Source organism: Luteolibacter sp., from assembly GCF_058122085.1.
The window spans coordinates 1-26,745 of the sequence record NZ_JBIKBQ010000008.1; the positions used below are offsets into that span (position 1 = coordinate 1).

Consider the following 26,745-nt stretch of genomic DNA (forward strand, 5'->3'; position numbering starts at 1 on the left):
TCCCTGTCTGTTTACTCATGGTGTTGGTTGATTTGAAACGTTTGTTCAAACAGGCGATGTCGGAACATCGCCCGATCAACCAGCACCAATCGATTTTAACATTTTAACGAAAAAAAATCCTCTTCCTGGCAAGGGCTTTGTAGGAAATCAAGCGGTTGGAAAACGAAGGCATGTAGAAGCCATGGGTTTCCTTGGTCCGATGCTCGATCTCACGGCGGCAAAGGTAAAGCTGGCGCTCGAATGCGTCGGCATCCATCCCGTGGGGATTTGAGTCAGCACGCCCGAGCCGTCGCCGGTCTTCATGTCGGCATCCACGGCACCGCGGTGGGTCATGCAACAGACGGAAGTCAGCGCGTGATCCAGAATTTGATGGCTGCGTTTCCCCTGCAAATGGGCGATCGCGCCCAAGCCGCAGTTGTCGTGTTCTTGAGAAAGTCGGTGCAGGGAACCAGAGGGCTGCTTGAGTGGTAAAACGAGTTCATCAGAAGTTCAGAAAATCCAGGCGACCCGCACCGGATAGCAGAACTTGTGCCTGCGGCGGCGGCCAATTCAAACGGCTTCCTCGGGCGGCAGTAACCCACGATCCACCAGGAATCGATCCGCCGCGGCGACTGTCAGCTCGAAGTTCTTGTGACTGACGTTGAAGTTGAAAAAACTGTGGTCCGCGCGCACAAAATCCACCAACTCGCAGGAATTGCCGCGCCAACGCAGGCGGCGGCGGAATTTCTCCACTTCGTCGAACGGCGTGATCCGGTCGGATTTCCCATGAAAGAAGAGCATCGGCGGAAGTTTCCGGCGGATCAGGTTGGTCGGACTCAGGCGTTTGGCCGTCTTCGCGTCGGGAAATCGATCGGCGGCGGCACCTTTGGAAGCCGTGTTGACCAGCGAGCTGAAAAGGATCAGCGCTTGGGGGAAACAATTGAGACCATCGACAGGAGGTAGGCTTTTCAGCTTGGGCAGAGTCGCCAGCAGCGCCAGATACGCTCCACCGCCAGCGCCCCCGATGGTGATTTTGTCGGGATCGAGATTGAAAGTATCGGCATTGTGGCGCAACCAGCGGATCAAATCGCGGGCGTCCTCGATGGCTTCCAGCGGGCCGGTGCCGTGCTTCGCAGAGGTCCGGGTTTCCGCCGCCACCGCGACCGCGCCGCGGCTGGCGAAATGGAGACAGTGGGGGACAAATTGCGTCGGAGTGGGGGAATCCCAGAAGCCGCCATGAAAGAAAACCACGACCGGACGGGGCTCGTCCTTGGCTTTTTCAGGGAAAAAGAGATGCGCCAGGACATCACCCTGGGGCCGCTGCTCGTAGACATAAGTCGCCGCATCCTTCAAAATCTCCCGATCGCGCGCTTCGCCAATTGGCGCCACTCTCTGCAAAATACTGCTCATAGCTCAGTCCCGGCCGCACTCAATTGAATCGGCATGCAATTTGTTTGTTGTGGGATGGACCATCTTGTCCAATCGTTTCGCCAATGAATCGACTGATTTTTGCGTTCTTGCTGATTTCCGCCACTCTAGCAGGCGGGCAGGAAAACCTGCGCCCGACCCTCGAAACCACCTACAGCGCTTGGCGTGAGTCGATGATCCGGCGTGATCCGGCGGCGTGGCAACGGGTGACCGCCGAGCATCGGCGGGTCGAGGTTCGCAACCGGATTGTCTCGGAAAAGCAGCCCTATCCCGCCACGGTCTTCGATCTCCCGGCACCGCCGCCATCGCTTCAGGGACTTCAATTTCTCGAAGCGAAACAAAACGGAGCGACTGCAAAAGCCTCCTATTTCGGGAAAATCGACTTCGCCGTAGGTGGCGAGCCGACGGACAACCTGCTGGTGCTTTCCTTCGTCCAAGGCACCGGCGGCTGGCTATACGACCGGGCGGATTTCGTCAATCTGGCGGCGCTTCCGGTAGTTCGAAAGGAATTGGCGGCGGGGAACCTCAAGTATTTGAAAGAGACTTCGGAAGCCCAGCCCAGCGGACAGATTCCGCCAACACCGATCGCCGCGCAGCCGGCAAAATACGTGGCCAAGGTTTACGTTTTCAGCCCGGGCCGCGAGGTGCAGGTGCAAATCAACAAGATCAGCCGCCATCGGTTTGCCAATGCCAAGGAGGCCGAAGTTGTCATCGGCGGGGCCGTGGATGGCCTGAACGAGGTGCAATTCACCGTGAAAAAGCTGGAGGGGGGCACTGGCAAAGAGGTCATGACGATCCGCGTGTATCTGATGTCCGAGTTGGCGGGTGCGAAGCCGGTCAAAGCCTTCGAGTATCAAATCGCGGCCGGTGAGAAACCGGAACCGGTTGCAACCAAGATGTTCAATGTCGATGCCGCGACCGTCGCAAAACTTGCCGGACGCTGATCGGAAGAGCGGCAGGATGGAGGTAAGCCTTGGAATTCACGGCACCGCAGCACGAACCCCCGGCACCTTGTTCGGGCAGAGCTCCTTCACCGGAAGATCAGTGGGACGAATCGGTTTAAGCGACTGGGGGCTGGTTGACCCCGTTTGATTCCGCATTACATATATTGTAACAAGTGAATTTTATTGGAATTGCGATACTTCAATGCTGGCTCAGGCCCCGCAAACCGGGTTCCATCGCCGCAGATGAACCAGCTTCAAGACAATGTTGCCGACCTCATGGCGGATACCAACGACCGGATCGGGAAAACCCGCCGTCCGCTTTTCCGAATTTATGAAATCCATGCGGCGATCCGCGGCGGCTCTTATCCGAATTGCAACCAACTCGCCAAGCAACTCGGCGTTCAGCGCAAAACCATCCAGCGCGATATCACCTTCATGCGCGACGAACTCAAGCTCCCGCTCGTCTATGAGGAAACCCTTCACGGCTATTTTTACGAAGCGGATGTCTCGGATTTCCCGGTCTTCCAAACCAGCTCCGAGGAGCTCGCCGGCTTGTTCCTCGCTCGCACCGCCTTGGAGTCCGTCCGCGGCACGCCCTTGGCCGAGGTCATGCAAAAGGTCTTCGCCAAGCTCACCCGTGGGATGTTGGGTAGGATCCAGTTCGCCTGGAGCGATCTGGACGAGGCCTTTTCCCGCAAGTCGATCGAGTCCAGCCCACGCGATGTGAAACTTTTTGGCCAGATCGCTGATGCTGTTTTAAATCAACTTGTTACAACCTTTTATTATCGAAAATTAGGCGCTGAGACATCCGAGCTTCGGCGGGTCAATCCCTTGCATCTCGGCGAGGTTGATGGTGGCTGGTATTTGATTGCGCAGGACTTGGAGCGCGACGCGCTGCGCACCTTTGCGTTGCCTCGGATGACCCGCCTCAAGGTCAGTCAGAAAAGCTTTGAGCGCCCTCAAGGCTTCGCTGGAAATGACCACTTAAAACAATCGTTCGGCATCTGGAGTGTCGCTGGCGATTACTCCCGCCAAATCGTCCGGGTCGAGCTGAAGAATTATGCAGCCCGACTCGCTCAGGAACGTCGTTGGCATCCGACTCAGGAGATTTTCCCGCTCAACGCGAAGGGCACACGGGTGGAAGTCCGCTTCGAAGTCGGACGCCTTGAAGAGGTTCTGCGCTGGGTTCTCAGCTTCGGCAGCCAAGCGAAAGCACTCGGTCCGCCGGAATTGGTTGCAATCGTGCGGGCGGAAATCGAGGCGATGCGTGGCTGAGATTTCACGACATATTAGACGATTCAACTTCACAGTGCCGTTTTCCTGACGTGCGATCCGCAAAGAGTCCTCAACAAGTCCACTTACCAACCAACATTTCACCCATGTGCCGATTTATCGTTCCTATGTTCATCAGTCTGCATCTGATCGCCGCTGGCGCTCAGCCCGCGGAGCAAGCCGCCGACAAAACAGCACCTCCGGCCGCCGAAACCCCGCCGAAGGACGCTCCACCGGCCAAAGTAATCGCGCCAGTCGTGAAAGAATCCACCGTTACCATTGACGGTAAGAAGGTTGCTTACAAGGTCACCACCGGAAAATTGCAGCTCAAGGAGGACGACGGCAAGGCCCGCGCATCAATTTTTCACGTCAGCTACGAGCGCACCGACACCAAGGATCCATCCGCGCGCCCGGTGATGTTCGCCTTCAATGGCGGCCCCGGATCTTCGGCCGTTTGGCTGCACATCGGCGTGCTCGGGCCGAAAATCATCAAGCTCCAAGGCGACGGAACGCTCGCCCCGTTTCCTCCGGTCCGGGTGGCGGACAATCCGCTGAGCGTGCTCGATGTCTGTGATCTGGTGTTCATCGATCCGGTTTCCACGGGGTACAGCCGTGCGGAAAAGGACGTGAAACCCGGCGATTTCCACGGGCTGGATGAGGACATCTCCTCGGTCGGAGATTTCATCCGCCGCTGGGTCAGCGAACATGACCGCTGGTCGTCGCCGAAGTATCTGCTGGGCGAATCCTACGGCGGCATCCGGGCGGCGGGCCTCTCAAACCATTTGCAGGCGCGCTACGGAATGAGCATGAACGGCGTTGTCCTGCTTTCGTCGCTGCTCGATTTCGCCACGCTCCAGCCGGCCCAAGGCAACGATCTTGCCTATCAGGTCTTTTTGCCGTCGCTCACGGGCACGGCCCATTTCCACGGGAAAATCCAGGGCGAGCGCGATGCCTTGGTCAAGGAGAGCACGGAATTCGCCTTCGGTGAATACGCCGCGGCTTTGCTCAAGGGAAATGACCTCGATCAAACAACCCGGACCAGCGTGGCTGACAAATTGGCCCGGCTGACAGGCATCGATGCCGCGATCTGGCTGGCGAACGACTTGCGGCTCGATTCCACGGCGTTCCGCGCGGAACTGCTGCGCAAGGAAGGCAAAGTCATCGGCCGCTTTGATGCCCGTGTCGCGTGGGATGCCACCGACAAGGCCGCCGCGCGCCCTGACTACGACCCGTCCTATTCCCTGGCCTATGGCGCGTTTTCCTCCGCGTTGCTCGACTACCTGGGTCGCGAACTGGGCTACAAAGAGGATCAGCCCTACGAAATCCTCACCGGAAAAGTCCAGCCATGGCGATGGAACACCAGCAACGAGGTGGTCAATGTCAGTGATCGTCTCGCGGTCGCCATGAGGGATAATCCACATCTCAGGGTGCTCCTGATGGGCGGCTACACCGACCTCGCGACTCCTCCGGCGGGAACAGCGCACTCGGTCCGGCACATGCTCAACCTGCCGGTAAACGTCCGGAAGAACATCTCGACCGCCTTCTACGACGGCGGCCACATGTTCTATCTGAATCCGCCGGATCTGATCAAATGCCGCGCTGACATCGTCAAGTTCATCGAAGCCGGGAAACCCTGAAAGCAATGCAGCCCCCCTTGCCCGGCGACTCCCCCGCCCCGCCGCAGATTCCGACCTGTCAGGCAATTTCGGAGGAGGATAAATCCCTCGCGATGTTGTGCCACTTGCTGGGGATCTTCACGGGCTTTATCGGACCCTTGATCCTGTGGCTGGTGAAAAAGGACAGCAGTGCTTTTGTCGGCCACCACGGCCGCGAGGCGCTCAATTTCCAGATCACCTTGATGTTAGTCATGCTCGGCCTCGGCTCGGTCACCGTGGTGCTGATGTTCGTTGTCGTCGGGATTTTTTTAGTTCCGGTGCTTTTCATCGTGCCGATCCTCGCGCTCGTGGCGGAGATCATCGCCGCCGTCGCGGCTCAGAAGGGCGAGTGGCACCGTTATCCATGCTGCATCCGGCTGGTCTGATCAGTAGGTGGCAAATTTAGCAGCGGCCACCACCAACACCGCTGCGAGCGCGCGCTGGAGCGCGGGAGTCCGCGCGCGCCTGCTTCCCCATGACGAGCCTAACCAAGCGCCGGCGAGAACCACGGGGAGAAGAAACCACGCCAGATGGGGAACAACCCCGCCCTTCGTTACAAAACCGGCGAGGCCTGAAAGTGAATTCACGAAAATAAAGGCTGCGGAGATCGCCGCAGCCGGTTTCGCCGGGGTCCAGCGAAAAAGGACCAGCAATGGCGTGAGGAAAATCCCGCCGCCGATGCCGATGAGCCCGGATAGGAATCCAATCGCCAGTCCGAGAATCAGGATGGCGGCGAGCCGCGGCTCGCGGCGAGCCGGCTCTTCCGCATTCCTGTGGAATGCGAGCCGCCACGCACCGAAGAGGAGCGCGGCGGCGAGGATGAGTTTGAAAACCGGATCCGGAGATTGCAGCCATCCGCCGACAAACGCGGCGGGCACCGAGGCGGCGGCGAACAGCCAGAACAAACGGGCCCGGAAATGGCCGGCGCGGGCGAACGCGACGAACGCCAGCAGCGAGACGGCGATGTTGAGCACCAGCGCGATGGGCTTCATTTCCACCGGAGCCATGCCGATGAGCCCCATCACCGCGAGATAGGCCGACGCGCCGCCATGCCCCACCGACGCATACAGAGCCGCCGCGAAAAAGAACGCGAGGCCGAGCGCCAACGGTGAGGCGGAAATTAGAATATCAGACCACATGGATCGGGCTGCGGAGAATCATTTCGCTCTCCGCCCGGATACACTGCCCGTGAAAACCGGAATGGCAACCTTCAGAAGCAAGGTGTAAACGATCAAACCCGCGGCCCAGATCCCGGCCATGATTTTCCACTCGGCGGCGCTTGGGATGTATTCGACCCACTCGTGCAAGGTCGATGGCACGAACCCCGGAATGATCAAGCCCATGCCTTTCTCAATCCAGATTCCCACGAACGCGAGCACGCAGGCGATGTCGAGAACCTTGAGATGCTCGTGCACCTTGGGACGCATCAGCAGCACGGCGGCGGTCACCATGAAGGCCAGCGAAACCCATGTCCACGGCACCAGCGCGTTCAAATCTCCATGGCCGAAGAACAGATACTTGATGGCGGTGGAATGCGCCCCGCCGGTGTAGAGCGCGGTGAAAACCTCGGACCCTAACATCAAAAGGTCGATCAGGATGGTGATGCGCATGATGGCAATCAAGGTCTGGATCGAGCCCGGCCCTATTTTCATTTGGGTCATGCGGCGGATCAATTGCAGCACCACGATGATGAAGGCCGGCCCGGCGACGAAGGCGGAAGTCAGGAAACGCGGGGCCATCAGCGCGGTGTTCCAGAAGGGGCGGCCACCGAGACCGCAGTAGAGGAAGGCGGTCACGGTGTGGATCGAAATCGCCCAGGCGATGCTCAGGAAGACAAACGGCACATACCAGCGCTTGTCCGGAGTTTCCCCGAGGAAGCGCTTGTAGAGCATGTAGCCGCAGATGTGCAGGTTGAGTAACAGATAGCCGTTCAGGACGATCACGTCCCAGGTAAGCATCGAGATCGGCCAGTTGAACTTCCCGATAAACGGCATCATGTGCCAGAAACGGTCCGGCCGGCCGAGATCCGCGACGACGAACATCAGGCACATCACGATCGAGGCGATGGCCAGCAACTCGCCGATGATGACGGTGTCGTGCATGTCCTTGTCATGATAGATATAGGCGGGAATGACCATCATGACGCCCCCGGCGGCGAGGCCGACGAGGAAGGTGAAGTTCGCGATGTAGAGGCCCCATGAAACGTGGTCAGTCATCGCGGTGACGATCATGCCCTCCGCGACCTGGGTCGCCCAGGCGTGGGCACCGACGAGAAAGACGCAGCTCAGAACGAACATCCACACGTAAAACGTCCAGGTTCCCTCGGTCGCCAGGCGGAAGGCGAGGCGCAGGAATTTCAGATAGCTCGTGGCGTGAAACTTCGCGTCGTGAGGACTTTCAGCGTTGGAAATCGTGGGATTCATGGGCGTTCGGGGATCACTCGTCAAAAAAGTAGAAAAAGCTCGGGCGGGTTCCCAATTCCTCCTTGAGGACGAACACCCGCTTGTTGTCGATGACCTTGCGGATCTCCGCGTCCGGATCCAGCAAGTTGCCGAAAACCCGCGCGCCGGTCGGGCAGGCTTCAAGGCAGGCCGGCATTTTGCCTTCCCGCGTGCGGTGAAGGCAGAAGGTGCATTTTTCCATCACGCCCTGCGGACGGATGCGGTTGCTGAGGTACGATTGCTTCGGGTTGATCTCTTCCTTGGGAATCACCGGCCTGGTCCAGTTGAAACGGCGAGCGTGGTAGGGACACGCGGCCTCGCAGTAGCGACATCCGATGCACCAGTTATAATCGACGACCACGATGCCGTCGTCCTCCTTCCATGTCGCTTCCACCGGGCAGACATCGACGCAGGGCGGGTTGTCGCACTGCTGGCATTGCACCGGCATGTAGAACTTGTCCGGGTGCGGCACGGGATGGTCGTAATGGGCGTTGCCGTGCTCCATGTCCATCGAGCCTTTCTGCATTTCCAGCACGCGGATGTAGCTGTTACTCGTCGAGCGGTCGTGATTGTTTTCGTGGTGGCAGGCCTCGGCACAGCGCCGGCAACCGATGCAAACGCTGAGATTGAGCGCGTAACCGAATTTCACGCCCTTCTGCGGCCGGTGGTCGCTGATGGTGACGTCCGCGCCGTAGTTCTTTTTTGCATCCTCTTCGAGATGTTTCATCACGGCGGCGAGCTGCTCCTTGTCGAGCTCGCGGTAATGCTGTTGAATGAACTCATCGACAGATAGATTTTCGCGGCTCCAGTTGACGATCGGCGAGATGGCCTTGGCGAAAGCGGCCGCGCCGAGGGTGACGCCCGCGGCTTTGAGCAGGTTGCGCCGGGTGGCGTCGGCCTTGCCGCCGGGATCCGAGTGACATCCGCAGCCACTGCCGCAGCCTCCGCTTGTAGGTTGGTTTTCCATGGAAATCTAAGTTGAGGATCAGTGGGATTTCATTCCGCCTGCCGATGGAATCGCCTCGCCGATGACTGGTTTGGGCGGAAACACCGGCATGACGAGTGGATACTTGGGATGGTGCGGATCGTGGCAGTCCGTGCAATGGTTCCGCTCGCGTGGTCCTTGTTTCAGGTCCCAGTGGCCGGTCATGCCGCCGTGGCTTCCATTCTGATAGTCGCGGTATTGGGGACCGTGGCACTGGGCGCAGAGCCGCATGCTTTCGGAGAAATCCAGCGAACGCCCGTCGGCGCGTTTCAAGGTGTTGCAATCCTCATGATTGTGGCAACTCAGGCACGTTAGATCCCCGTGCCGCGTCTGCAACCCTTGGTGGAATTCCTTCAACGCCGCACCGCTGTTGGACTTGAAATTCGGATCGCGGGTGTCATGGCACGTGGCGCACGCGACCATCACCGCTTGGCCGTGCGTGTCCTTTTTACCCGAGTCCACCAGCGCCGTTCCCCTCGGTTTCCGGATCACCACCGGATGGGTGAAATCACCAGGCTTCTTGTCCGAAAACGCGCGCCCCGGTCGGTCCCGGTGCCGCTGCATCCACGGGATCGCCAGAGCGCCCAGGAAAAAAATGGCGATTGCGGCGATCACTCCGAAAAACATCCATCTTCCAACTCGGGTTCCTGAGGTCATGGTCTTCTCGTTTTGCGGCTGAACCGGCGCTCCGCCGTTTCCGTGAACGAGGATTAAAAAACAACAGCCGCCAATTCAAGAAAAAACATTCCGTTTTTACTTGAAACTGACATCCGAGTTGGCAGAACAGACCGCGGAAGGAACGCCTGCCATGCCTATGAACGGACTTCTACTCACTCTATCAAACAATGCCGGGTTGGCGGATGCGGCGCGATCGCGGATCGCCCTTCGCCCGGAGGTCACGTTAGGCGACGCGAGCGGGCGCTGGCAGCCTCTCGCTGTCGATACGCCCGACGTGAAGGCGTCGCATGATTTCCACGAATGGCTCGAAGCGCTTCCCGGCGTCGAGCAGGTCGATGTGATTTACGTCGGCTTTGACGAACCCTCTCCCACCGAAACCGCGCCATGAATCTCATCGAACGCCGCACCTTCCTCAAAACCTCCGCCCTCGCCGCCGCCAGCGCCGCCGCGCTCGCCCGGGCCCAGTCCCCCGCCCTGCCGACAGCACCCACGGATGGCATCAAGTGGGACAAGGCCCCCTGCCGGTTTTGCGGCACCGGATGTCATGTGAAGGTCGGCGTGAAAGACGGGAAAGTCGTCGCCATCGCCGGCCACCCGGACGCGGCGGTGAACAAGGGCCTGCTTTGCGTGAAGGGCTATCACGTCGGCGGCATTCTCTACGGCAAGGACCGTCTCACCGATCCGATGCTCCGCCGCAACGGAGTGATGGAAAAAATTTCCTGGGAGGAAGCCATCGATATCGCCGCCCGCCGCATCATGAAAAACCCGGCGGGTTTCGGGTTCTACACCTCCGGTCAATCGACGATTCCCGAGGGCTACGCCGCCACCAAGTTCATGAAGGGCGGGCTCTCCAACAACCACACCGAGCCCAACGCCCGCCTGTGCATGGCCTCCGCAGTGACAGGCTATATCTCAACCTACGGGGTCGACGAACCCGCCGGCTGTTATGACGACCTCGACGCCTGCAACGTCCTGCTCATGTGGGGAAACAACATGGCGGAAATGCACCCGGTGCTATTTTCCCGCATCCTCGACCGCCGGGAACGCGGCCAGAAAGTCACCATCATCGATCTCGGCACCCGCCGCACCCGCACTTCGGAATTCGCCGATCATTACTTGGAATTCCGCCCGCAGACCGACCTCGCCATCGCCAATTGCATCGCCCAACAGCTCATCGAGCGCGGCGCATGGGACAAGAAGTTCGTCGGAAACCACTGCGCCTTCCGTGCCGATGCGGACGTCGCGAGACCCGACCTCCTCGGCGTGGCGATCAGCTTCGATGAGTTCAAGAAACGCGTCGCCGAATACACGCCCGAACACGTCAGCGAACTCTCCGGGCTTTCCGTGGAGCAGTTGAAAATGCTAGGCGACCTGTTCGCCGACCCCGACATCCGCATCACCTCCACCTGGTGCATGGGCATGAACCAGCACACCCGCGGCACGGCGATCAACCGCCTGGTCCACGGCATCCACCTGCTCAGCGGGCACTTCGGCAAACCCGGCGACGCGCCCACATCCCTAACAGGTCAGCCCTCCGCCTGCGGCACCGCCCGGGAAGTGGGCACCCTCTGCCACACGCTCCCCGGCGGCCGCCTCGTCGCCAAGCTGCCTCACCGCGAGCAGTGTGAGAAACACTGGAACCTTCCCGCCGGCCGAATCAAGGAAACACCCGGCTACCACACGGTGTTGTTGTTCGAGAAATTCTGCACGCCCAAGGGCAAGGGTGGCGACATCGACACCATCATGGTCCAAGTGACCAACCCGGGCCAGACACTGCCCAACCTCAAGAAACTCTACACCGCGAAAAACGGCCTCGAAGACAAGTTTCTCATCGTTTCCGATGTCTATCCGACCGCCTCCACCGAGATCGCCGACCTCGTCCTGCCTGCCGCAATGTGGGTCGAGAAAAACGGCGCGTATGGCAACTCCGAGCGCCGCACCCAGCAATGGTTCAAGATGGTCCAGCCACCCGGCCAGGCGCGTGAGGATGTCTGGATGACTATCGCCATCGCCCGCCGCATTTTCGAGCTCGGCCATCCCGGCATGAAGAACAAGGACGGGAAATTCATCTTCACCTTCAAGGATGACGCCGGAAATGAAGTCCCCGCCTGGGATTACGCGCATTTTCACGACATCAATGTGGACCGCGCACTCTACGAGGACTACCGCCCGCTCACCCACATCAAACACAAACACGTCGCACCTTACGACGAGCTCGTCAAAGCAACGGGAATGCGCTGGCCGGTCGTCGAGCAAGCGGACGGTTCCTACAAGGAAACGCGCTATCGCTTTGTCGAAGGCGAGGATCCCTTCGTCGAAAAGGGCAAGGGCATCGATTTCTATCACTCCACCACCGAGGACGGCCGCGCCCAAATCTGGTTCTGCCCCTTCGAGCGCCACCCGGAAGAGCCGGACACCGAATATCCGTTCTGGCTTTGCACCGGACGCGTCGTCGAGCACTGGCACAGCGGCTCCATGACCATGCGCGTGCCCCAGCTCCGCGGGGCCATGCCGAACGCCTACTGCGAAGTCCACCCGGACGACGCCGCGGCGGCGGGTATCGGCAACGGCGACGAGATTATCGTCTCCACCCGGCGGGGAGAAATCAACCTAACTGCCTGGCTCAACGGCCGCGGGCGGCCACCGAAGGGCGCCCTGTTCGTGCCCTTCTTCGATGAAAAGCGCCTGATCAACAACATCACGCTCGATGCCGTCTGCCCGATTTCCAAGGAGCCGGACTACAAGAAGTGCGCCGCCCGGATTCGTAAAGCCTAAGCAGCCATGGACAGCCACGATATCGAAAGCTACTTCCGCCAGCACCGCAAGACGCTCGCGGTGGTCTTCCTGGTGGTTTGCATGTTAGCCATCTCCGGTTTTTTCATGGGAATGCGCCAAACCGAGCGCCAGGTGACGCGCAACCAGCTTCCGGTTGCTGGGAAACACGAGGTTTCCGAACAGACGCAGGAAGTCCCGGTTGCGCCCAACTATAAGGAAATCGGGAAAGCCGCTTGGCTCGCCAACCGCGACTGGAAATTCACCCTCGCCGACCTGCCACGTGCTGTCGCCCCGTTAGCCGGTCAAGCCGACGCCACTCCCGCGGAAACCGCCGCCGCCATCGAACGCCGGAAATCCCTCCGCGCCTATGACGGAGCGCCGCCCGTGATTCCCCATGCCATCGACACGCTCAAGGCATCCGCCTGCACCTCCTGCCACGGCGAAGACACCAACCTCGTCATCGGGGGCAAGCGTCCCTCGGAAATCAGTCACCCGTGGATCACCAACTGCACCTCCTGCCACGTCCCGGCAGACGGCCTGCGCCAAGTAACAGCCCTCGCGAAAGATCGGTTAGTCATCGAAAATTCCTTCCTCGGAAAAACCTCCGCCGGTCACGGCCCGCGTGCTTACGGCACCGCGCCGCCGACCATGCCGCACGCGGTCTGGATGCGCCAAAACTGCATGGCCTGCCACGGGCCGGGGCGCGAACAGGCCATCCGCACCTCCCACCCGGAGCGCCAGAACTGCCTCCAGTGCCACGCGCCCAATGCCGCGTTCGACAACCGGGAAACCTACCTGACGAATCCCAAACCGCCCTTGGATTCGTCGATTCTCAAAAAACAATGAGTTCCATCAGTCGTCGCGATCTCTTCCGTTCCATGTTCGGTCGCCGGACGGAACCGGCAGCTCCAAGCGTCCAGGAAACGCCCGTCATTGCCGAATCGCCGCCACTCGCGCTCATCCTCGACCGCTTCTGCCTCGCCTACCAAGGCTCATTCTGTTCGGTCTGCTCCGAGCGCTGCCCGGCCGATGGAGCCATCACCGTCGAACAAGGAAAGCCCCGCGTGAATCCGGATTTTTGCACCGGCTGCAAGATTTGCCACGACGTCTGCCCGGCGCCGAAAAACGCTGTTTTCCTCGTATCCCGCAAACCCCGCCAAGGCATGGTCGTGCGCCCGGCCGACCCCACTCTGACATGAGCCACCCCGTACCTCTACCCGATCTCCACCAGGCCGAACTCGACGAGGCCACAGTCCGACAGCTTTTCGAAGACGTTCGTGACCACACCGAGCTCATGGAAGTCATCCCGAAGCACGCGGCTTCCGCCTACGTTCCGGAAATCGCCGCCATCACCCTCGCAGAAGGGCTGGAGCAATTGTTAGCCGGCGGCGTCCGAGCGCTTCAGCTCCGCTACCGGCACGACGGCACAGTCTGGTGGGACACGCTGATGCCCACGCCGCACGGCACTTTCCGCATTGTCCGTATCCAACACGATTTCCCGGCATGAGTCCACACGGACAGCAAGTCACCCCAACCAAAATACGATCCATGAAAACAAACGCTGCAATACTCCTGTTGGCATCATCCCCCGTGCTCTGCGCGGGAACTCCCGAAGTGACTCCTCCGCCCGCGCCTGCCGAGCAATGGATCACGCCGACCATCGACATCCGCGCCCGTTATGAGTTCGGTGATACGGATGGCCTTGATCAATCCCACGCGTTCACGTTCCGCGAGCGCCTCGGGCTGAAAACCAAGGCATGGAACGGCTTCAGCGCCTTCGTCGAAGGGGAATTCAGCCAAGCGGCTGTCGATGACTACAATGCCAATGCTGGTCCGGAAGCCAATCCCTATGACCCAGCGAATACGGTGATATCCGATCCCGAGACCAACGAGCTCAACCAAGGTTTTCTTCAATATGAAGGCTTTGACACCGTCGCGAAAGCCGGTCGTCAACGAATCATTTATGACAACGCCGCTTTCATCGGCAACGTCGGATGGAGACAAAACGAGCAGACCTACGATGCAATCTCACTTTCCAACAAGTCAATCGACGGACTGACCCTCAACTATGCCTATCTGAACCAGCTGAACCGGATTTACGGCTCCGAAGCGGACGCGCCGCTGGCTCCGGGATTCACGAACGTCGAGGATATCGGGACCAGCAGCCACCTTTTCAACGCTTCCTACACCGGGATCGAAGGAATCACCCTCGGCGCTTACGCGTATGTGATGAACTTCGAGGATGTCGGCGCATGGGACAACAACACCTTCGGACTCACCGCCAAGGGCAAGCTGAGCGACATCGCCCTCTACGGCGAACTCGCCTGGCAGGACAAGGCCGGGGTTGCCGGCGAGGATGACGCGCTCTACGCCCATGCCACCGCGACGAAAGCCTTCGGCCCGCAGGCTTTGACCCTCGGTCTGGAGCATCTCGACGCCGGGTTCAAGACCCCGCTCGCCACGGTCCACGCCTTCAACGGCTTCGCCGACGTCACCGACGCCGCCCGGATCTCCGGAGCACATAACGGTCTGACGGATCTCTACCTCTCGCACACGATGCCGATCTTCTGCGGCATCAAGTGGATGAACGTCCTGCACGCTCTCGGAGACAATGAGATTTCGGCCGGCTACGGCTGGGAGTATGACTCCGTGCTGACCAAGAAGTTCGACGACAACTTCACCGCCATCGCCAAGGTCGCGTTCTTCGAGTCCGAGGGAGACGACTACACGGCTAACGCAACGAATGACAGCCTTCCGACCACCGCACGTTTCTCGGTTGAGTTGAATTACACCTTCTGATTGTTGGCAGTCGGTTGCTGCGCGGAGGGGGCGTTTCGATCAAACGAAACGCCCTTTTCTTATTCCGTGAGACTGGCCGGCATCGCGGCGAAGGCCATTTCGCAAAGGCCGATGAACGCCTCTTCGACCAGGCTCGGCTCCCGTTTGGGCGAGTGAAACACGCCCCACTCGCGCTCGATCCCGGGCTCGTCGATGCTGACGACTTTCAAGCTCCCGTCCGCGATCTCGCGCGCCGCCACCCAGGGCGCGACGATTCCCACGCCGATGCCGAGCTTCGCCATTTCCTTGATGGCCTGCATGTCACCCAGCACCAGAGGCTTTTTGCCCCGGCCGCCTTTTTGCTCCAGCCATTCCTCGATCAATCGGTGGGTCTCGGTCGCTTTGGCGTAAATGATGAACTGGTGATCGTTGATCGTGGAAGTGACCGACGAGCTGTCGAGCGCCCACGGATGAAAGGACGAGACCACCAAGGCCAGCCGGTCTTTGAACATCGGCCGATAGCCATCGTCCCCTTTTCCACGAGGCTTCAGACCGACGACCAGGTCGAGATCCGCACCGGCCAGTCGATCTAGCAAAAGTGTCGTGTCACCGGCCTCAATGACCGGCTCGCACCTTGGGAAACACTCGCGGAACTCGCGCAGGACCGATGGGATTAGAAAGTGACAAAGGCTGTGAGGCGCCCCGATCCGGATTCGCGTCTGCCCCCAGCGGCGAAGGCCGTCGAGATCCCGGCTGGCTTGCTCCAACTCGAAAATCACCCGTTTGCAGCGCCTGAGCAGCAACTCGCCCTCGGCAGTGACCGCCACCCGCTTTCCCGTGCGGTCCAGCAAGCGGCAGGACAATTGCTCTTCGAGCGTGCGCAGCGAGTGACTAACGGCCGACTGCGTCACGAAAATCCGGCGCGCGGCGAGCGTGAAACTGCCCTCCTCCACCACGGCCACAAAGGCTCTCAGTTGTCGTAAATCCGGAACCCAGTCCATAGATGAATGCCTTTCATTGAAAGACAGGGGGAAATTAGCAGCGCTTGTGCCAAATTCTTATCTTTGGCATTCCACGCGCTTAGGGAGCGGCGTGAAGCATCATGACCCACCGCAAATGCCGGGTGTCCCACTTCGTCTGGGATACGTTCCCCTGAGCGACTGTGCCCCGATCGCAGTCGCCATGGAAACGGGGATTTTCGCGCGTTACGGGTTGAATGTGATGCTGTCCCGTGAGCTCGGCTGGACGAGTGTCCGCGACAAGATGTTCTACGGAGATCTGGAAGCCGCCCAGTCGATTGCCGGGATCGCCTTCGCCCTCGGGATGGGCTTCAGCGAGTTGCGCGGCGAAGTCGCAGTGCCCTTGATTCTCAACCTGCACGGCAATGCCATCACTCTATCAAAAGATTTCGCGCCATCTGAAATCGGCAAGGGCGAGGGCCTGCCATCCTTCCTCGCCCACCATTGGAAGAAGGACCGGCCTTTCACCCTGGCCGCCACCCATCGCTTTTCCTCCCATCACATCCTCCTTCATCAGTGGCTGAAACGCCACGGACTATCAGCCCCGGCGGACGTGGAAATCATCTTTCTGCCCCCCCCACTCATGCCGCGCCACCTCAAGGCCGGCCACATCGACGGCTACTGCGTCGGCGAACCGTGGAATTCCGAGTCGGTGCTGGCAGGAACCGGATGGTGTCCTGTCACTTCCTCGGATCTTTCCCACGGTCACCCCGAGAAGGTTCTGCTGGTCTCCGGAAAATTCCTGCACGAGCGCAAGGACGAGTCGATCGCGCTGGTCGCCGCGCTGTTGGACGCCTGCCGGCTGTGCCAGGACCCCGCCTTCCGCAATGAGATGATCTCGATCCTCGCGCTCAAGGACTACACCGGTGCTGCGGAGGACGTGCTGCGGAACAGCCTCGGCAACCAGTTCAATACCGGAGCCGGCACCACCAGTGCCTCAGCCTTTCACATCTTCCACGGGGACTCGGTGAACCGGCCAACCGTGGAAAAGGCCTCGTGGGTGCTCGCCGGGCTCCGTAACATCGGCATCCTGCCGGATGTCACCTGCGGCTCGCTGTCCCGCATCTATCGGGAGGATCTGTTCCACACCGCCACGCAATGTTCCCAGGGGGCGTGAACGTCCTTCATTCCCGTCTCCACATCCTCATCTGCATGTCCATCGCCTCACCCCTGGTTACTGGCGGCGCACCGAAGAAGCCGATGGTCGCTAACATGCAGGCCGGGAAAATCATGTGCGGTCGCGATTTCAAAGCGCGAGCTTCCAGATCACCCCTAGCAGCGCGCACCCCGCCAGCACCGGGATCACGCCGATTTTGAATCGCTCCATCGCAAGCCAAGCCACGGTCGCCACGACCGCAACGAAGTAATCGTAGCTGCCCTCCACCGGCCTCAGCGCGTGCCAGGCGAACCAGATCGCGAGATTGAGAATCACCCCGACGACCGCCGCGGTGATCGCGGTTAGTGTGGAAGCCAGGGCCGGACGCTCGTGCAAACCCTGGACATACGGCGCTCCCAGAAAAACGAAAAGGAAGCACGGCAGAAAGGTCACCCAAGTCGTGATCAGCGCCCCGAGCGTCGCGGCGGCGAGTGGCGGCAAGTCGCCGGGATGTTGCCACGCCGCCACGAACCCCACGAACTGGAGCACCATGATCAGCGGTCCCGGCGTGGTTTCCGCCAGGCCCAGCCCCGCCATCATTTGCCGCTGGCCAAGCCAACCGTAATGCCCCACCGCCATCTGCGAGACATACGGCAGCACCGCGTAGGCACCGCCGAAGGTGACCAGCGCCGCCTTGCTGAAAAACAGCCCTTCCTGAAAGTGAATCCCCTGCCACCCCAGCAACATCCCCGCGCCGATGACCGGAATCCACCACAGCGTCAGGCAAATCACCGAGATCAAAACCGTCCGCCCCAGACTCGCCCTCGCGGCTGGAGGCAGCACCACGCAGGGCGTTTCCTCCGTCCCCGACTTCCCGTGCCCTTTGCCCGCAGGAAATTGCTTTGGAAAAAACCTGCCGCCCAGACAGCCGATCAGCGCGGCCGATAGAATGATCAGCACGAAGGAGATCTTGAAAACAAAGATCGCGACGAAAGCCAGCAATGCCAGCGCCCACAGGCTCCGCGTTTTCAACGCCTTCGAGCCGATCCGTTTCACGGCCGCCGCGACGATGGCGATCACCGCCGGGATCAACCCGTAGAAAATCCCGCCGATCCAGACGACGTCTCCGCCCGCCATGTAGAGCCAGCTCAGGCCTAGCAGGATGAAGACCGAAGGCAGCACGAACAGCGCTCCCGCCGCGACTCCGCCGCGCGCGCCGTGCAGCCGCCAGCCGAGATAAGTCGCCAGTTGTTGCGCTTCGGGTCCCGGCAGCAGCATGCAGAAATTCAGCGCGTGCAGGAAATGCTCCTCCGACAACCAGCGCCGCCGCTCGACGATCTCCCGGTGCATGATCGCGATCTGCCCCGCCGGTCCGCCGAAGCTGATCCAGCCGAGTTTCCACCAGAAACGGAGCGCCTCGCCAAAAACCGGCGAGGGCGGAGGAACTCTTGTGGATGATGCGTCATGACTCATTGCCAAGCCCAAGGCTCTTCAAAATCCTCCCGGAGCAACAGCGCTATCTTCCCCCATTTCGGATTCCGCTCGGATCATTCAAAACCCCCAAGTCAATCCTCCGGACAATCGCCCCTTGACCGGAACGGCTCGGCCCTCTACCTACCCCGCCGTATGGGATTTGACACACTTGGGCTCTCCGCAGCCGTTCTGGAAGCCATTGAGGAGTCCGGTTACACCACGCCTACGCCGATCCAGGCGCAGGCCATTCCGCTCATCCTCGAAGGAAAGGACCTCATCGGGGCCTCCCAGACAGGCACGGGGAAAACCGCCGCCTTCGCGCTTCCCACCCTTTCGAAAATCGAGAAACTCGGCAAACCGCAGATTCTCGTCCTCGAGCCGACCCGCGAGCTGGCCCACCAGGTCGCCGAGCAATTCGAGAAATACGGCAAGCACACCGGTCTGAAAGTCGCGCTCCTCTACGGCGGCGTCGGCCTCGGCACCCAGTGCGAGCAACTCGCCGCCGGTGCCGACATCGTCGTCGCCACGCCCGGCCGCCTCGTTGACCACTTCTACCGCACCTCCATGCGCTTCGGCGAAATCAAGGTGCTCATCCTCGACGAAGTGGACCGCATGCTCGACATGGGATTCCTCCCGCAGGTCCGGAAAATCGTCAATCTCTGCCCGTGGGAAGGCCGCCAGACCTTGTTTTTCTCCGCCACCATGCCGCCGGCGATCCAGACCTTCGCCCAATGGTGCCTCACCGATCCGATCAGCATCGAGATCGCCCGCACCTCCATCCCCACCAGCGTCACCCACGCGTTCTATCCGGTCGCCATGGACCAGCGCGACGAGCTGCTCTTGGAACTCCTGAAACAAACCGACTACCACTCGGTGATGATTTTCACCCGCACCCGCAAGGAAGCGGACCAGCTCACATCGCTGATCAAATCCACCGGCCAGACGAAAGTCGCCGCCATGCACTCCGACATCAACCAAGTCGACCGCATGAAGGCGCTCGCTGGATTCAAGGCCGGTGACTACGAAATCCTCGTCGCCACCGACGTCGCCGCCCGCGGCATCGACATCTCCGGCGTTTCCCACGTCATCAACTACCGCGTCCCGGAAAACGCCGAGGACTACGTCCACCGCATCGGCCGCACCGGCCGCGCCGAGGCCGAGGGCGACGCCTTCACCATCCTTACCGCCGATGAGCTCGACTACGCGAAATCCGTGGAAATCTTCATCGATCAGCCGATCCCGCGCCGGAAACTGGAGGATTTCGACTACATATACACCGCGCTGCTCGACGACTCACCGATCAAATCGGTGCGCCGCAAGAAGGTCGGCGGAAAAAAGCGCCGTTGACCGATGCCTTGCGCTACAACAATGTAGCCACATGAGAATTGCCGCTGTCCGCGATCTTCGCAACCACTGCTCCAGCCTCCTGAGCTGGGTCAGTGCCGGTGAGGAAGTCGTCATCACCCAACGCGCCAAACCTGTTGCGAGGCTTGTTCCGGAAAAGCCGGAGGTGCACGAGCAAGTGAATTGGGCGGACAGTCCTGCGGTGACCCGTGACCGCACGGGTGAGAGAATGCTCACCGCACAGGAATCTTTGGATCTCATCCATGACGCAGCAAGCAAGTGGTGATCTGCACCGATACCAGTTTCCTGTTCTCACTGTATGGGAATGATTCCAAAACACCCGATTCGGTGAAATGGAGCGCAAGCAACAACGTTGCCATCTTGATTACCGCATTGACGCATTTCGAATTGATCAATGTCCTTCGTTTTGCTGAATGTCGGCGTTTCATTGGAATAGGTGATTCGGACCGATTCGCCGCCGATTTCCACACCGATCTCAAGGGAGGAAGATTGATAGAAAGATTCTGTGATCTCGCGGATATCCTGGCGGAAGCTTCCCGCCTTTCCCTAGCCCATACCCTCACCGGCGGCCATCGCGGTTTCGACATCCTTCACGTGGCCGCAGCGAAAGTGATCGGTGCCACCCGTTTCCTAACTTTCGACGCGACCCAGAAAAAGCTAGCCGACAAAGAAGGCCTCATTGTCCCCCTCTGATGCGTGTCCTCTCCATCGATCCCGCCGTGCGCAACACCGGTTACGCCGTGCTTGAAGGCGATCCGCGCAAGCCCACCGTGCTCGCCTTCGATGTGATTTCCATCCCGAAGACTGTCACGCAATCCGCCGCGCTCTCCGCCATCCGGACGCATCTGGTCAACGTCATCCAGAAATTCCAACCGGATGAAGTCGCCGTCGAGGGCATCATTTACGTCCAGTCCCACCAGACCGCCATTTCCATGGGCGCCGCACGCGCCGCCGCGCTCATTGCCGCGGCCGATCACGGATTGCGGGTTTTCGAATACTCGCCGAAGAAGGTGAAGATGGCCGTCGTCGGCAATGGCAACGCCGACAAAAAACAAGTCGCCTTCATGGTCCGCGCCCTCCTCGGACTCGCCGAAACACCGCCGTCCGACGCCGCCGACGCTCTCGCCATCGGCATGGCCCACCTCCAGGCGTCCGATCCGCTCAAAGCCAAACTCCTCGAACGCCGCCTCGTCTAACCGTAGCGGCGATCACCGGTCGCCGCATCAAACATTCATGCTGGAAATCCTCCACCTCCCCGCCCCCATCGACTACGAAGCCGGCCTTCGCCTTCAGGACCAACACGTCGCCGCCATCCTCGACGGCACCGGCGGCGACACCATCCTCCTTCTCGAACACCACCCGGTTTACACCATCGGCCGACTGCGCGACCAATCCTCCCTCCGCGATCCCGCCTCGCTCCCCTACCGCGTCCACGAAATCAACCGCGGCGGCCAGGCCACCTATCACGGTCCCGGCCAACTCGTCGGCTACCCGATTCTTGATCTCACCCCGCGCGGCAAGGACCTCCACGAACACCTGCGGAAACTCGAAGACTCCCTCATCCGCGCCTGCCGGAAATTCGGCGTGCAAGCCGGCCGCCGCGAAGGCCTCACCGGCGTCTGGGTGGAAAACCGCAAACTCGCCTCCATCGGCGTCGGCGTTAGGAAATGGATCTCCATGCACGGCTTCGCCATCAACATCACCCGGGAAAGCCTGCCGCCCTTCTTCGCCATCACGCCGTGCGGCATCGACGGAGTTTCCATGAGCTGTCTGGAAACCGAAGCCGGCCGGAAAATCAGCGTCGCCGAGGCTGCGAAGGTGATTGCTGAAGAACTGCGCGAGCTGTAAGGAGGGTTGGCGTGTCGTCAACCCGTGTGGACCGAAGGTCCACACTCCTTACCGCCCGCCCTTCTTCACCCACGAATCCTTGAGCGCAACGGTGCGGTTGAAGACGGGTTTCACACCGGGCTGGTGGTCGATGGCGTCGGAGATGAAGTAGCCGGTGCGGTCGAACTGACAGGAGAACCCGGCGGCCTCGGTGGCGAGCGCGGGCTCGATTTTCGCGGTGAGAGTCTTCAGCGAATCCGGATTGATCACGGTGAGGAAGCCGCCTTCCGCGCTATCAGGATCTTCCTCGGTGAAGAGCCTGTCATAAATGCGAACCTCGGCATCGACACAGGTGGCGGCATCGACCCAGTGGATCGCCGCCTTGCAGACAACGCCTTCCGGCGAGTCCGCGCCGATGGTGCCGGGGAGGATTTCCGCGCGGATGAGGGTGATGCTTCCGGCAGCGTCCTTTTCGAATCCGGTGCAGCGGATGATGTGGCCGCCCTTGAGACGGACATAACGATCCGGGCCGAGGCGGAAGAACTTCTTCTCGGGCACTTCCATGAAATCCTCACGCTCAATCCAGACTTCGTTAGAGATCGGAATGTCGCGGTTGCCCATCTCCGGATTCTGCGGGTGGTTGGGAACCTCGACGCTGGCGAGCGGTTCGGCGGACCAGTTTTCGAGAACGACCTTCACCGGATCGAGCACGGCCATGCGCCGCGGCGCGGAGTGGTTGAGGGAATCCCTGACGTCGAACTCCAACAGCGCGACATCCGTGGTGCCGCTGAACTTGGTGATACCGACGCGCTTGCAGAAATGCACCACCGCTTCCGGCGGATAGCCGCGGCGGCGGAGACCGGAAATCGTCGGCAGGCGCGGGTCGTTCCAACCGCTTACGTGACCTTCCTGCACGAGCTGGAGCAGCTTGCGCTTGCTCATCACGGTGTAGGTGAGATTGAGGCGAGCGAACTCGATTTGCCGCGGCTTGGACGGCACCGGGCAGTTCTCGATGAACCAGTCGTAAAGCGGACGGTGGTTCTCGAACTCCAGCGTGCAAAGCGAGTGGGTGATGTGTTCAAGCGCGTCTTCGAGCGGATGCGCGAAATCGTAGAGCGGATAGATGCACCACGCGTCGCCGGTGTTGTGGTGATGCGCGTGCATGATCCGGTAGAGCACGGGGTCGCGCAGGTTCATGTTCGACGAGGCGAGGTCGATCTTGGCGCGGAGTACGCAGTCGCCCTCCTTGAACTCGCCGGCCTTCATGCGGGCGAGCAGGTCGAGGCTTTCCTCCGCCGGCCGGTCGCGGAATGGCGACGGCGTGCCGGGCGTGGTGAGGTTTCCCCGGTTGGCACGCATTTCCTCGGCGGATTGTTGCTCGACGTAGGCCTTGCCCTGCTTGATGAGATGGACGGCGCAGTCGTAGAAAAACGCAAAGTAGTCGCTGGCGAAATAGAGGTCGTCGCCCCAGTCGAAGCCGAGCCATTTCACGTCCGCTTTGATGCTCTCGACGAATTCGGTTTCCTCCTTCTCGGGGTTGGTGTCGTCGAAACGCAGATGACACTTCGCCCCGACGGAGGCGTTTTCCTGGGCGATGCCAAAGTTCAGGCAGATCGACTTGGCGTGGCCGATGTGGAGGTAACCGTTCGGCTCCGGCGGAAAGCGGGTGATGACGGTGGCATGTTTGCCGGTGGCAAGGTCATCGGCGATGATCTCGCGGATGAAATCGAGCTTGGCGGGCTGGGTGGTGGAGTCGGACATCGGGAAAGGCTTTGACTCTGGAAATGAAGGGCGCGGGCGTCAAGGCTTCCGGGCTTTTGAAAGCTCACAGAGCTGGATTTCAGCCGGAAAACGAGATGACCCGCTTCGTGAGGAAGAAGCAGCGCCAACTTCGAAATCCGCCCGCCCCGGAGGGAGAGAAGCATTCCTTCCGATGTCGGAATCGCCGCCACCAAACAACTCGCCCGCGATCTTTCCGACGCCAAGGTCATCGAGGAGCCCGTCCGCGACCGGATCATTGACAAGCTCGCCGAGCTCTCCAAAAAGTAGCCTGATTCAAATGCGTCGCCCGCGCGGACGGGTTAGGATGAACAAAACGACTCCGAGAGCGGACACTGCGAAGGTAGCGCCAGTTACGAGCATCAGACTCCAATCCCGGAGATCCTTGTTCCGGATGAAGCCGAATTTGTGGAAGAGCGTGAAGATGTCGGCCTCCAGCTGTTTCCCATCGTCGGTGAGGCGCGTGACGCTGCCAGTGGCCGTGGAGACATAAACCCGGGTGCCGCGGGTATCCGCGGCATCGAATCGATAGACCGGGAGAATGCGGAAGATGCCGATGTATTCGCGATTGAAGGCTGTGAGATAGCCAGTCTTCCGGACTGCTTGACCGCCGAGAAAGTCGCTGGCAATTTCCTTGCCATAGGCTTCATCCATCGATGGGTCGCAGGCTCCGGTGACGGCGCTGACATAGCTGGGCGCTCCCGTGGAGGGAAAGATCTGGTAGTGAGGCTGCCCGGCGATCATGCGCAAGTTGATGGCGGTGGCGGCCGCGCCGCCGGGAACCCGCGCCACGGCCTCCCCCGCCGATAGGCGTATGGCTGACGGGTCGAGGAACTGATTTGAAGGACGCGCGGCAGGCGGAGGTGCCTGGCTGCGTGTCATGAGTGTGTGAATCACGCCGCTACCGGATGAAAGCAACAGAGTAAAACTGAAAATGAGACCAAGCCAACGATGGGCTTTACGAATCCAAAGTTTCATGTGTGCAAATAGTAGATAGCTTGAAAAGCGGAGGGGAAGGAGGCGGATTTAGCCGCCGCCTTCCCGAGAAAATCGAATCAACAGCTTACCATTTCCACTCGATCCCGGCGAAGACGCCACGGCCGTCGCCAGGGAGAAAATTGCGGGATTTCTGATCCGGGTCTGCGCCAGCGTTGGCGACGACGCCGGTGGTGGCCGCATAGCGCTCATCCGTGAGATTCTTGGCCTCAATGAACCACGACAGGCCGTTTTCCAACCTGCGGCCGAGCTTGAAGCCGAGCAGTGCGTAGGGATCCGCGCTGAGCGTGTTGGCATGATCGACATAAGACTTCACCGGCACCCACTCGACAGTCGGCCCGGCGTAGTAGCCCGCCTTGCTCTCCCAGATCAACTCGCCGCGGATCAGATGCGGCGGGAGTCCTGCGATGGTGTTGTCGCCGTAGGTCGAGTCGTCGTCGAACTTGAAGCGGCCGTATGTCCAAACACTACGGAGGATCAATCGGTTTTCCGCCATCTCCTCCAGCGCGCCACCGAGCAGATCGACCTCGCCGAACAACTCCACGCCACGGTGGCTCGTCCGGTCCGCGTTGGTCGTCCCGAGCGGGGTTCCGGCGCTATTGTTCAGGGAGAGAAATTCATCCTTCACCGCCGAGACGTAAGCCACCGCATCCCAGCGGAAATTCGCATGGCTGCCGCGGGTTCCTAACTCGATCGTGTTCGCAGTCTGCGCCTCGTTCGGCGTGAGCGCGCCGTTGGTCTCCGAGAAGGACGGTGGCTCGTAGCTGCCGCTGAAATTACCGAAGACCTGGAAATCATCCGTCTCCCAGCGCAAGCCGATCTTCGGCGTGACGTTTTCATACGAGCGGTCGTAACTCGCGGCGGTTCCTGATTGCTGCTCGTTCTCGCGGCGGTTGCTGGCGGCGGTGGCACCGGCAACGCCCGTGAAGCCGTTGCCCAACGCGAGCTGGTCTTCCACGAAGCCCTCGATGTTGGTCGCCGTTTGATCGGCGCTTGAAGTCAAATCGCCGCGTTCGCCGAAGCGGTTTTGAAACGTGGCCGCGTCGATGGTCCCACGGGTGAGAAACGCTCCGGCCCGAGCGCGGTTGTCACGGCCGAAGAGCCGTCCTTCGCGGGTGAAAACCGCGCCTAGCAGCGTATCGTTTGAGAGCTGGTCGATCACTCCCACGAAAGGCGTGATCGGATGATCCAGGTCTTTGTAAGTGAACGCGACGATGAACTCGATGGTGTCGTTTCCGTTTCTCACCGTGGTCTTGTCCGCGATTCGATAGAGCTCGAAGTCGCGCCGGTTGTCGTAGGCGACGGCTCCGAAAAGCGAGTCGTCCGCCTGTGAGGGGTCGTCGTTTAGCTCGGCCTTCGTCAAGCTGCCGGGAAGTTCGGACCGGGAGCGGACGGCGGTGACGAAGAGCCGGGTCTCGGCGCTGTCTGAAAGCCGCCAGCCGAAGTTGCCGAACAGGCGCTGGTTGTTCTGCTCCGCATGCTCCCGGAAGCCGCCTTGGTATTGCTCGGAAACACTGAGATACGCGTCGGCATTTCCCTCGCTGAGACCAAGCGCCACGCGAGCGCGGAGATAGTCGAACGAGCCGCCTTCCAGCCGGACCGAACCACCCGGCGCGGAGAGCCCGGTGGCGGAAATGTAGTCGATGGCGCCGCCGAGCGTGGAGGAGCCGAGAGCAAGCGCGTTGCCGCCGCGCCAGATGTTGACGTGATCCGCGGCCAGCGGATCGACCGCCTGCATGTCGAAGCCGCCATCGGCTAGATTGAGCGGCACGCCGTCCTGCATCACGCGGATGCCGCGACCGTGGAACGTGCGCTGCATCCCGGAACCGCGGATTGAAATGCGCGCCTCGTCCGAACCGAAGCGCGGCTGGGCGACCACACCGGGAGACAGCGCGAAAGTGTCCGCCATCGTGCTGGCCCGCCCGCGAAGGTAGCGCCCGGCCTCGACGACTTCCGTGCCGCCGGGAGTTTTCGCGAGTTCCTCTCGGCTCTCGGCGGCCGTCGGCACCGTCTTGGAAACCGGGTGGTGGTCGGCCTCTACGACGAGGGGCGTGAGACGGCTGGATTGCGCGCCAGCAACGCCGGCGATACTGATGAAAATGAAAATGGAATGATTGAGAGTCATAAAAAATATTTGTTGAAATCAGAAGATGATCGCGATGCGTCCATGCATCGCGCGGCCAAAGCGGCCTGGACGTCCGCGACGGCAACTGCCGTGCGACACGTCCTGAGAGTTTCCAACGAAAGATCCCGGG

Annotated in this window: 28 protein-coding genes and 1 pseudogene; 16 read left to right on the forward strand and 13 right to left on the reverse strand. The window is 60.6% G+C overall.

What is annotated here, in order from left to right; genetic code table 11:
* Positions 1–103 precede the first annotated feature (103 nt).
* From AC4DF4_RS02230 to AC4DF4_RS02240, 3 genes and pseudogenes are all read right to left on the reverse strand, one after another.
* On the reverse strand, positions 104–256 hold the full coding sequence (locus AC4DF4_RS02230) for a hypothetical protein (protein ID WP_490046484.1): 153 nt from the start codon (positions 254–256) through the stop codon (positions 104–106).
* 44 nt (positions 257–300) lie between these two features.
* Positions 301–408: pseudogene (locus AC4DF4_RS02235) on the reverse strand (hypothetical protein); the annotation flags it as partial.
* Between the two features lie 141 nt (positions 409–549).
* On the reverse strand, positions 550–1,368 hold the full coding sequence (locus tag AC4DF4_RS02240; RefSeq protein ID WP_490046485.1) for an alpha/beta hydrolase: 819 nt from the start codon (positions 1,366–1,368) through the stop codon (positions 550–552).
* Between the two features lie 104 nt (positions 1,369–1,472).
* On the opposite strand from AC4DF4_RS02240, the gene AC4DF4_RS02245 reads away from it, so the two are divergent.
* On the forward strand, positions 1,473–2,351 hold the full coding sequence (locus tag AC4DF4_RS02245; RefSeq protein ID WP_490046486.1) for a hypothetical protein: 879 nt from the start codon (positions 1,473–1,475) through the stop codon (positions 2,349–2,351).
* Positions 2,352–2,561: 210 nt separating this feature from the next.
* On the opposite strand, the gene AC4DF4_RS02250 is transcribed toward AC4DF4_RS02245, so the two are convergent.
* Complete coding sequence (locus tag AC4DF4_RS02250) at positions 2,562–2,966, reverse strand: hypothetical protein (RefSeq protein WP_490046487.1); 405 nt, start codon at positions 2,964–2,966, stop codon at positions 2,562–2,564.
* Between AC4DF4_RS02250 and AC4DF4_RS02255 the strand changes: the two genes are divergently transcribed.
* The 3 genes from AC4DF4_RS02255 (at position 2,961) to AC4DF4_RS02265 (ending at position 5,664) form a co-directional block, all read left to right on the forward strand.
* On the forward strand, positions 2,961–3,626 hold the full coding sequence (locus tag AC4DF4_RS02255) for a helix-turn-helix transcriptional regulator (RefSeq protein WP_490046488.1): 666 nt from the start codon (positions 2,961–2,963) through the stop codon (positions 3,624–3,626). The two genes, AC4DF4_RS02250 and AC4DF4_RS02255, sit on opposite strands and share 6 nt — an antisense overlap.
* Positions 3,627–3,730: 104 nt before the next feature.
* Entirely contained in the window at positions 3,731–5,260 is a 1,530-nt protein-coding gene (locus AC4DF4_RS02260) for a S10 family peptidase (RefSeq protein ID WP_490046489.1), read from the forward strand.
* Positions 5,261–5,265: 5 nt separating this feature from the next.
* Positions 5,266–5,664 (forward strand): DUF4870 domain-containing protein, encoded by a 399-nt coding sequence (locus tag AC4DF4_RS02265; protein ID WP_490046490.1) that lies wholly within the window; start codon positions 5,266–5,268, stop codon positions 5,662–5,664.
* On the opposite strand, the gene AC4DF4_RS02270 is transcribed toward AC4DF4_RS02265, so the two are convergent.
* Genes AC4DF4_RS02270 through AC4DF4_RS02285 form a run of 4 tightly spaced genes read right to left on the reverse strand, consistent with a single transcriptional unit; the run spans position 5,665 to position 9,361 of the window.
* On the reverse strand, positions 5,665–6,417 hold the full coding sequence (locus AC4DF4_RS02270) for a sulfite exporter TauE/SafE family protein (RefSeq protein WP_490046491.1): 753 nt from the start codon (positions 6,415–6,417) through the stop codon (positions 5,665–5,667).
* Between the two features lie 18 nt (positions 6,418–6,435).
* Positions 6,436–7,701 carry a sulfate reduction electron transfer complex DsrMKJOP subunit DsrP gene (gene dsrP, locus AC4DF4_RS02275; protein WP_490046492.1) on the reverse strand — a complete coding sequence of 422 codons (1,266 nt, stop codon included), beginning with the start codon at positions 7,699–7,701 and terminating at the stop codon, positions 6,436–6,438.
* A 13-nt stretch (positions 7,702–7,714) separates the two neighbouring features.
* Positions 7,715–8,686: a 4Fe-4S dicluster domain-containing protein gene (locus AC4DF4_RS02280; RefSeq protein ID WP_490046493.1), complete on the reverse strand. Its 972-nt coding sequence runs from the start codon at positions 8,684–8,686 to the stop codon at positions 7,715–7,717.
* Between the two features lie 18 nt (positions 8,687–8,704).
* Positions 8,705–9,361: a hypothetical protein gene (locus AC4DF4_RS02285; protein ID WP_490046494.1), complete on the reverse strand. Its 657-nt coding sequence runs from the start codon at positions 9,359–9,361 to the stop codon at positions 8,705–8,707.
* Positions 9,362–9,461: 100 nt separating this feature from the next.
* On the opposite strand from AC4DF4_RS02285, the gene AC4DF4_RS02290 reads away from it, so the two are divergent.
* Genes AC4DF4_RS02290 through AC4DF4_RS02315 form a run of 6 tightly spaced genes read left to right on the forward strand, consistent with a single transcriptional unit; the run spans position 9,462 to position 14,956 of the window.
* The gene (locus AC4DF4_RS02290) at positions 9,462–9,770 is read left to right on the forward strand and encodes a hypothetical protein (protein ID WP_490046495.1); all 309 of its coding nucleotides are present in this window, start codon (positions 9,462–9,464) and stop codon (positions 9,768–9,770) included.
* A complete protein-coding gene (locus AC4DF4_RS02295) occupies positions 9,767–12,157 on the forward strand; it encodes a molybdopterin-dependent oxidoreductase (protein ID WP_490046496.1) in 2,391 nt (796 codons plus the stop codon). The genes AC4DF4_RS02290 and AC4DF4_RS02295 overlap by 4 nt, the downstream gene beginning before the upstream one ends.
* 6 nt (positions 12,158–12,163) lie before the next feature.
* On the forward strand, positions 12,164–13,003 hold the full coding sequence (locus tag AC4DF4_RS02300; protein WP_490046497.1) for a nitrate reductase cytochrome c-type subunit: 840 nt from the start codon (positions 12,164–12,166) through the stop codon (positions 13,001–13,003).
* Positions 13,000–13,356, forward strand: coding sequence for a 4Fe-4S binding protein (locus AC4DF4_RS02305; RefSeq protein WP_490046498.1), 357 nt, complete (start codon positions 13,000–13,002; stop codon positions 13,354–13,356). Before AC4DF4_RS02300 ends, AC4DF4_RS02305 begins: the two co-directional genes overlap by 4 nt.
* Entirely contained in the window at positions 13,353–13,664 is a 312-nt protein-coding gene (locus AC4DF4_RS02310; RefSeq protein WP_490046499.1) for a hypothetical protein, read from the forward strand. The genes AC4DF4_RS02305 and AC4DF4_RS02310 overlap by 4 nt, the downstream gene beginning before the upstream one ends.
* A 41-nt stretch (positions 13,665–13,705) precedes the next feature.
* Positions 13,706–14,956 carry an alginate export family protein gene (locus AC4DF4_RS02315; protein ID WP_490046500.1) on the forward strand — a complete coding sequence of 417 codons (1,251 nt, stop codon included), beginning with the start codon at positions 13,706–13,708 and terminating at the stop codon, positions 14,954–14,956.
* A gap of 59 nt (positions 14,957–15,015) precedes the next feature.
* Here the strand turns inward: AC4DF4_RS02315 and AC4DF4_RS02320 are convergent, their stop codons facing one another.
* Positions 15,016–15,936, reverse strand: coding sequence for a LysR family transcriptional regulator (locus AC4DF4_RS02320; protein WP_490046501.1), 921 nt, complete (start codon positions 15,934–15,936; stop codon positions 15,016–15,018).
* A 115-nt stretch (positions 15,937–16,051) separates the two neighbouring features.
* Between AC4DF4_RS02320 and AC4DF4_RS02325 the strand changes: the two genes are divergently transcribed.
* Positions 16,052–17,071, forward strand: coding sequence for a CmpA/NrtA family ABC transporter substrate-binding protein (locus tag AC4DF4_RS02325; RefSeq protein WP_490046502.1), 1,020 nt, complete (start codon positions 16,052–16,054; stop codon positions 17,069–17,071).
* A gap of 129 nt (positions 17,072–17,200) precedes the next feature.
* On the opposite strand, the gene chrA is transcribed toward AC4DF4_RS02325, so the two are convergent.
* On the reverse strand, positions 17,201–18,523 hold the full coding sequence (chrA, locus tag AC4DF4_RS02330) for a chromate efflux transporter (protein ID WP_490046503.1): 1,323 nt from the start codon (positions 18,521–18,523) through the stop codon (positions 17,201–17,203).
* Positions 18,524–18,676: 153 nt separating this feature from the next.
* On the opposite strand from chrA, the gene AC4DF4_RS02335 reads away from it, so the two are divergent.
* The 5 genes from AC4DF4_RS02335 to lipB are packed head-to-tail and all read left to right on the forward strand — an operon-like array spanning position 18,677 to position 21,736.
* Positions 18,677–19,870, forward strand: coding sequence for a DEAD/DEAH box helicase (locus tag AC4DF4_RS02335; protein ID WP_490046504.1), 1,194 nt, complete (start codon positions 18,677–18,679; stop codon positions 19,868–19,870).
* Between the two features lie 31 nt (positions 19,871–19,901).
* Positions 19,902–20,153, forward strand: coding sequence for a type II toxin-antitoxin system Phd/YefM family antitoxin (locus AC4DF4_RS02340; RefSeq protein WP_490046505.1), 252 nt, complete (start codon positions 19,902–19,904; stop codon positions 20,151–20,153).
* A complete protein-coding gene (locus AC4DF4_RS02345) occupies positions 20,150–20,581 on the forward strand; it encodes a type II toxin-antitoxin system VapC family toxin (RefSeq protein WP_490046506.1) in 432 nt (143 codons plus the stop codon). The genes AC4DF4_RS02340 and AC4DF4_RS02345 overlap by 4 nt, the downstream gene beginning before the upstream one ends.
* Positions 20,581–21,084 carry a crossover junction endodeoxyribonuclease RuvC gene (gene ruvC / locus AC4DF4_RS02350; RefSeq protein WP_490046507.1) on the forward strand — a complete coding sequence of 168 codons (504 nt, stop codon included), beginning with the start codon at positions 20,581–20,583 and terminating at the stop codon, positions 21,082–21,084. The genes AC4DF4_RS02345 and ruvC overlap by 1 nt, the downstream gene beginning before the upstream one ends.
* A 37-nt stretch (positions 21,085–21,121) precedes the next feature.
* Positions 21,122–21,736 (forward strand): lipoyl(octanoyl) transferase LipB, encoded by a 615-nt coding sequence (gene lipB, locus AC4DF4_RS02355; protein ID WP_490046508.1) that lies wholly within the window; start codon positions 21,122–21,124, stop codon positions 21,734–21,736.
* A 48-nt stretch (positions 21,737–21,784) separates the two neighbouring features.
* Here lipB and AC4DF4_RS02360 read toward each other — a convergent pair whose 3' ends face one another.
* From AC4DF4_RS02360 to AC4DF4_RS02370, 3 genes are all read right to left on the reverse strand, one after another.
* Complete coding sequence (locus AC4DF4_RS02360) at positions 21,785–23,476, reverse strand: glutamine--tRNA ligase/YqeY domain fusion protein (protein WP_490046509.1); 1,692 nt, start codon at positions 23,474–23,476, stop codon at positions 21,785–21,787.
* Between the two features lie 294 nt (positions 23,477–23,770).
* Complete coding sequence (locus tag AC4DF4_RS02365) at positions 23,771–24,472, reverse strand: hypothetical protein (RefSeq protein WP_490046510.1); 702 nt, start codon at positions 24,470–24,472, stop codon at positions 23,771–23,773.
* Between the two features lie 85 nt (positions 24,473–24,557).
* Positions 24,558–26,615 (reverse strand): TonB-dependent receptor family protein, encoded by a 2,058-nt coding sequence (locus AC4DF4_RS02370; RefSeq protein WP_490046511.1) that lies wholly within the window; start codon positions 26,613–26,615, stop codon positions 24,558–24,560.
* Between the last annotated feature and the right edge of the window lie 130 nt (positions 26,616–26,745).

Coding starts and splice junctions, on each gene's coding strand:
- AC4DF4_RS02270 (WP_490046491.1), bottom strand. CDS start 6,417: ATGTGGTCTGATATTCTAATTTCCGCCTCACCGTTGGCGCTCGGCCTC.
- AC4DF4_RS02365 (WP_490046510.1), bottom strand. CDS start 24,472: ATGAAACTTTGGATTCGTAAAGCCCATCGTTGGCTTGGTCTCATTTTC.
- AC4DF4_RS02265 (WP_490046490.1), top strand. CDS start 5,266: ATGCAGCCCCCCTTGCCCGGCGACTCCCCCGCCCCGCCGCAGATTCCG.
- AC4DF4_RS02230 (WP_490046484.1), bottom strand. CDS start 256: ATGGATGCCGACGCATTCGAGCGCCAGCTTTACCTTTGCCGCCGTGAG.
- AC4DF4_RS02285 (WP_490046494.1), bottom strand. CDS start 9,361: ATGACCTCAGGAACCCGAGTTGGAAGATGGATGTTTTTCGGAGTGATC.
- AC4DF4_RS02360 (WP_490046509.1), bottom strand. CDS start 23,476: ATGTCCGACTCCACCACCCAGCCCGCCAAGCTCGATTTCATCCGCGAG.
- AC4DF4_RS02315 (WP_490046500.1), top strand. CDS start 13,706: ATGAAAACAAACGCTGCAATACTCCTGTTGGCATCATCCCCCGTGCTC.
- chrA (WP_490046503.1), bottom strand. CDS start 18,523: ATGAGTCATGACGCATCATCCACAAGAGTTCCTCCGCCCTCGCCGGTT.
- AC4DF4_RS02305 (WP_490046498.1), top strand. CDS start 13,000: ATGAGTTCCATCAGTCGTCGCGATCTCTTCCGTTCCATGTTCGGTCGC.
- AC4DF4_RS02260 (WP_490046489.1), top strand. CDS start 3,731: ATGTGCCGATTTATCGTTCCTATGTTCATCAGTCTGCATCTGATCGCC.
- AC4DF4_RS02245 (WP_490046486.1), top strand. CDS start 1,473: ATGAATCGACTGATTTTTGCGTTCTTGCTGATTTCCGCCACTCTAGCA.
- AC4DF4_RS02340 (WP_490046505.1), top strand. CDS start 19,902: ATGAGAATTGCCGCTGTCCGCGATCTTCGCAACCACTGCTCCAGCCTC.
- lipB (WP_490046508.1), top strand. CDS start 21,122: ATGCTGGAAATCCTCCACCTCCCCGCCCCCATCGACTACGAAGCCGGC.
- AC4DF4_RS02300 (WP_490046497.1), top strand. CDS start 12,164: ATGGACAGCCACGATATCGAAAGCTACTTCCGCCAGCACCGCAAGACG.
- ruvC (WP_490046507.1), top strand. CDS start 20,581: ATGCGTGTCCTCTCCATCGATCCCGCCGTGCGCAACACCGGTTACGCC.
- AC4DF4_RS02310 (WP_490046499.1), top strand. CDS start 13,353: ATGAGCCACCCCGTACCTCTACCCGATCTCCACCAGGCCGAACTCGAC.
- AC4DF4_RS02280 (WP_490046493.1), bottom strand. CDS start 8,686: ATGGAAAACCAACCTACAAGCGGAGGCTGCGGCAGTGGCTGCGGATGT.
- AC4DF4_RS02370 (WP_490046511.1), bottom strand. CDS start 26,615: ATGACTCTCAATCATTCCATTTTCATTTTCATCAGTATCGCCGGCGTT.
- AC4DF4_RS02295 (WP_490046496.1), top strand. CDS start 9,767: ATGAATCTCATCGAACGCCGCACCTTCCTCAAAACCTCCGCCCTCGCC.
- AC4DF4_RS02255 (WP_490046488.1), top strand. CDS start 2,961: ATGCAAAAGGTCTTCGCCAAGCTCACCCGTGGGATGTTGGGTAGGATC.
- AC4DF4_RS02325 (WP_490046502.1), top strand. CDS start 16,052: ATGCCGGGTGTCCCACTTCGTCTGGGATACGTTCCCCTGAGCGACTGT.
- dsrP (WP_490046492.1), bottom strand. CDS start 7,701: ATGAATCCCACGATTTCCAACGCTGAAAGTCCTCACGACGCGAAGTTT.
- AC4DF4_RS02335 (WP_490046504.1), top strand. CDS start 18,677: ATGGGATTTGACACACTTGGGCTCTCCGCAGCCGTTCTGGAAGCCATT.
- AC4DF4_RS02320 (WP_490046501.1), bottom strand. CDS start 15,936: ATGGACTGGGTTCCGGATTTACGACAACTGAGAGCCTTTGTGGCCGTG.